Annotated in this window: 4 protein-coding genes and 1 pseudogene; all 5 read right to left on the reverse strand. The window is 59.2% G+C overall.

Features of this window, described 5'->3' with window-relative positions:
- Positions 1 to 435: 435 nt before the first annotated feature.
- A complete protein-coding gene (locus AC0L2M_RS34470) occupies positions 436 to 906 on the reverse strand; it encodes a thioesterase family protein (protein WP_473537251.1) in 471 nt (156 codons plus the stop codon).
- A 455-nt stretch (positions 907 to 1,361) separates the two neighbouring features.
- The gene (locus tag AC0L2M_RS34475) at positions 1,362 to 1,559 is read right to left on the reverse strand and encodes a hypothetical protein (protein ID WP_473537252.1); all 198 of its coding nucleotides are present in this window, start codon (positions 1,557 to 1,559) and stop codon (positions 1,362 to 1,364) included.
- Positions 1,538 to 2,173: a Glu/Leu/Phe/Val family dehydrogenase gene (locus AC0L2M_RS34480; protein WP_473537254.1), complete on the reverse strand. Its 636-nt coding sequence runs from the start codon at positions 2,171 to 2,173 to the stop codon at positions 1,538 to 1,540. The genes AC0L2M_RS34475 and AC0L2M_RS34480 overlap by 22 nt, the downstream gene beginning before the upstream one ends.
- Positions 2,168 to 2,481 (reverse strand): annotated as a pseudogene (locus tag AC0L2M_RS34485) (CoA-transferase); the annotation flags it as partial. The pseudogene AC0L2M_RS34485 and the gene AC0L2M_RS34480, both read right to left, overlap by 6 nt.
- A gap of 396 nt (positions 2,482 to 2,877) precedes the next feature.
- Positions 2,878 to 3,138, reverse strand: a 261-nt coding sequence (locus tag AC0L2M_RS34490; RefSeq protein ID WP_473537253.1) for a transposase, incomplete at its 5' end; no start/stop codon positions are given.

The raw sequence follows: 3,138 nt of genomic DNA on the forward strand, positions 1-3,138 counted from the left end.
CGGTTGTTCCGGTGCGCCGCACCATAGGAGCGCAGCTTGTCGGTGATCCTCCGCTTCGGAGCGGTGCCCTCAGAAACCGGGTCAGCACTGCCTGGCTGCCTTGGTGTTGCGGCGGTTCCACCGGGACGCCTTCAGCGCTTCGTCTCTGTCTTATCCCCCAGATGAAGGGCTGATAATCGAGCGGATTGGCCACAGCGACCAGCGGTCCCAGCGGTCCCAGCGGCACCCGGATGCGGGCTCGGTGCTCGTCGGTCAAGGCTGACCGATGTATCGCCTGGGCGCTCACGGTCTCGTGGGTATGGAAGCTTTCGCCACGATCCGAGTTCTTTACCCGCATCATCACGCCTGCCTACGAGCCGGTGGACACTTCGAATCTGCCGCCTAACGTACCGCATGAAGATGCCGCCGACACAGACTGACGAAGATCAGGTAACCTCATACTATTCTCGGTATGCCCATCTGGCGACTGACAATGCCCAGATCGAATTTGCCACTGTCCGACTCAACACGGCGTCGAAGCTCGGCCAGCACATCCGGCAGGAATGGTTCTACGCGGCGCGATAGCAGGTTGAAATTCAGGAAAAGCTGTTCAGCTGTCGACAGTAACGTTCCGTCTCCACGCACCATCGTTTGCGCGACATGGACTCGCTTTTCGTCAAGGTCCGCTATCCAAGTAGTGATGAGCAAATTGTCGCCTCGCATCGCTTCTTTCTTGTAAGCGACCCGCGCTTCGGCGGTGACGACGCCAAAGATCATGGAACCATCCGGACTTAGGCGTATCGCAGCGTCGAGCCGTACATCCGCAGCTTTACTGAACGCTGCCAGATAGTGCACCATATTCATGTGCCCATATCCGTCGATAAGATCGTCGGTCACAATTGTCGCGAATTTTCGGGTCGCATCCATCTATTTGTCCAATCTCGTGTGATCTTAGCAGATTACAGTGCCGCCCTGATAATGCTTTGAACAAGATGCGCCAGCTTCTCATTAGTTCAATGTGCACAGGAAGTTCAACTTCTCTGTGTCGCGTTGAAGATCGATGCGCCGCCAGCGCACCTCTCTATCGACGGCGGGGCCGGGTCGATTTCCACGAGCTCGGCCATTTCTGCCTGCTGCGCAGGCCGACAGCCGTCTGGGGTGCCCCCGGCGGCGGTTGTCCTTCAGCTGCCGGGCATAGCGTTGACCATGCATCCAGTCCCGCAGCGTCTGCCGGTCCATCGGCCGATCTTCGCGGCCGCCGTTCGTATCATGCCGTCCAACCGCCCACCGTCGACAGGATAGCCAAACACCCGCAGGGAGGCGCGGAGATTGACGACGCAGATATTGGTGGCCGCCGATGCGGACACGTCAATTTTCGCGACTTAGAGCCACGGATGAACGACGTCCGTCTGTAGGATCCGGAGAAAACGCCTCTCTAAACGTCGCTCCCGCCGCCGTCTTTCCATCAGGCCGAACGGAATATGAGTCAGATTCTTCACCCACTCAAAGTAGCTGACGACCACGCCACCAGCATTGACGTAGAGATCGGGAAGGATGGTTACTCCTCGTGAGCGCAGCATTTGATCGGCCTGGAAAGTAACCGGGCCGTTGGCGGCTTCGACGATGGATCTGCCTTGATACGCGCGGCATTCTCGACGTGAATGGCATTCTCCATTGCCGCCGGGATGAGGATGTCGCAGGGCTGTTCTAGAGCCGTCATGTCGCCGGCGAATGAAGTTGCTCCGTCAAGTCCGACGATGCTGCCGGTACGCAGCTGATGCTGCTTCAGCGCCTCGATCACAAGACCTTCCGGATTGGCGACATATCCGTCGCGCTCGGCGATGACGGTGATCCGCGCGCCATCTTTCTCGGAAAGGAACTTGGCAGGGTGGTAGCCCACATTGCCGAACCCTTGAATGATTACGGATGCGCCCTGGAGGTCGCGCCGTCCCCCGACAATCCCCGGAGGGCGGGCATGCCGGAGATAGCTCTGGATGGCGAACTGCACACCGCGGCCTGTCGCCTCTGTGCGTCCGGCAATCCCGCCTTTGGAGAGCGGCTTTCCTGTGACGCAGGCGCGTACGTTGATCACGTCGGTGGGATTGGCACGACGGAACTCGTCGGCCATCCAGGCCATTTCCCGCTCGCTCGTGCCAACGTCCGGAGCCGGCACGTTGAGGCCGGGACCGATCAGGCCGCGCTTGGTGAGCTCCTGGGTGAAGCGCCTGGTGATGCGCTGGCGCATGAACTCGGCGTTCTCGCCGACAAAAGAGGAGATCATCTTCCTGATCTGCTTGGTCTTGAGCAGCAAACCGAGGCCGAAATCTCAACGACTCCGCAGTTGTTCGACGCGATCGTCAGGTCCTTCGTACCCGCATGCCGTATCCCATCGATCAACAGCTCGGGAATGCCGCAGAGCCCAAATCCGCCCGCGGCAATCAGCATCCCGTCGAATAACAGACCTTCAAGCGCCGATTTCGCGTTGCCATGGAACTTATTCATGTCACTCACTGATTTCGCAGTTTTCATCGTCAAGGCGGCTCCTTTTTGCGATCGTCCCAGTATCCGCTGCTTTCTGCGCGCGAACTGGGTCGCGAACTAAACGCATATGACGTTAGTCGGATTGGCCACTCGCGCACTAGGATCGAGAGTTATTCCCAGGGGCAAAGCTTTATGATCGGAGCTCCCTTCCATTGCAGCTCATCCTGGTGAAACCACTAAAACGATCCCACTTGTGCGACAGCTTCAGGGGAGTTTTGGCCGCCCGGCGGGCTTCACTCTCCAGAACAGTTGTGTGCGTCAAGTTCTGCAACAATGGCGTGGCATTCAGCGGTGACGTTGGCGTGTCCGCCGCGCAGCCCCCGTGTTTAGCGGAGCGGCGGACATTCGGGCCGCGACTCAGGCGGCCAGTGCTCTCAGGCTCTCCTTCTTGTGCTCGCGCAGATGATCCATGTTGAGGTAGCGGGTCGCCTCGAGCCAGTTCTCGTGGATCTCCACCGCCAATGCCCGAACCAGCCGCAAGCAGCTCTGCGGGTTGGGGAAGATGCGAACGACCAGGGTGCGCCGCTTGATCTCCTGGTTTAGCCGCTCCAGCATGTTCGTCGACTTCATGTGCTTGTGATGCGGCAGCGGCAGCCGATAGAAGCTCAGCGTCTCCTC

Source organism: Mesorhizobium sp. WSM4806, from assembly GCF_055811635.1.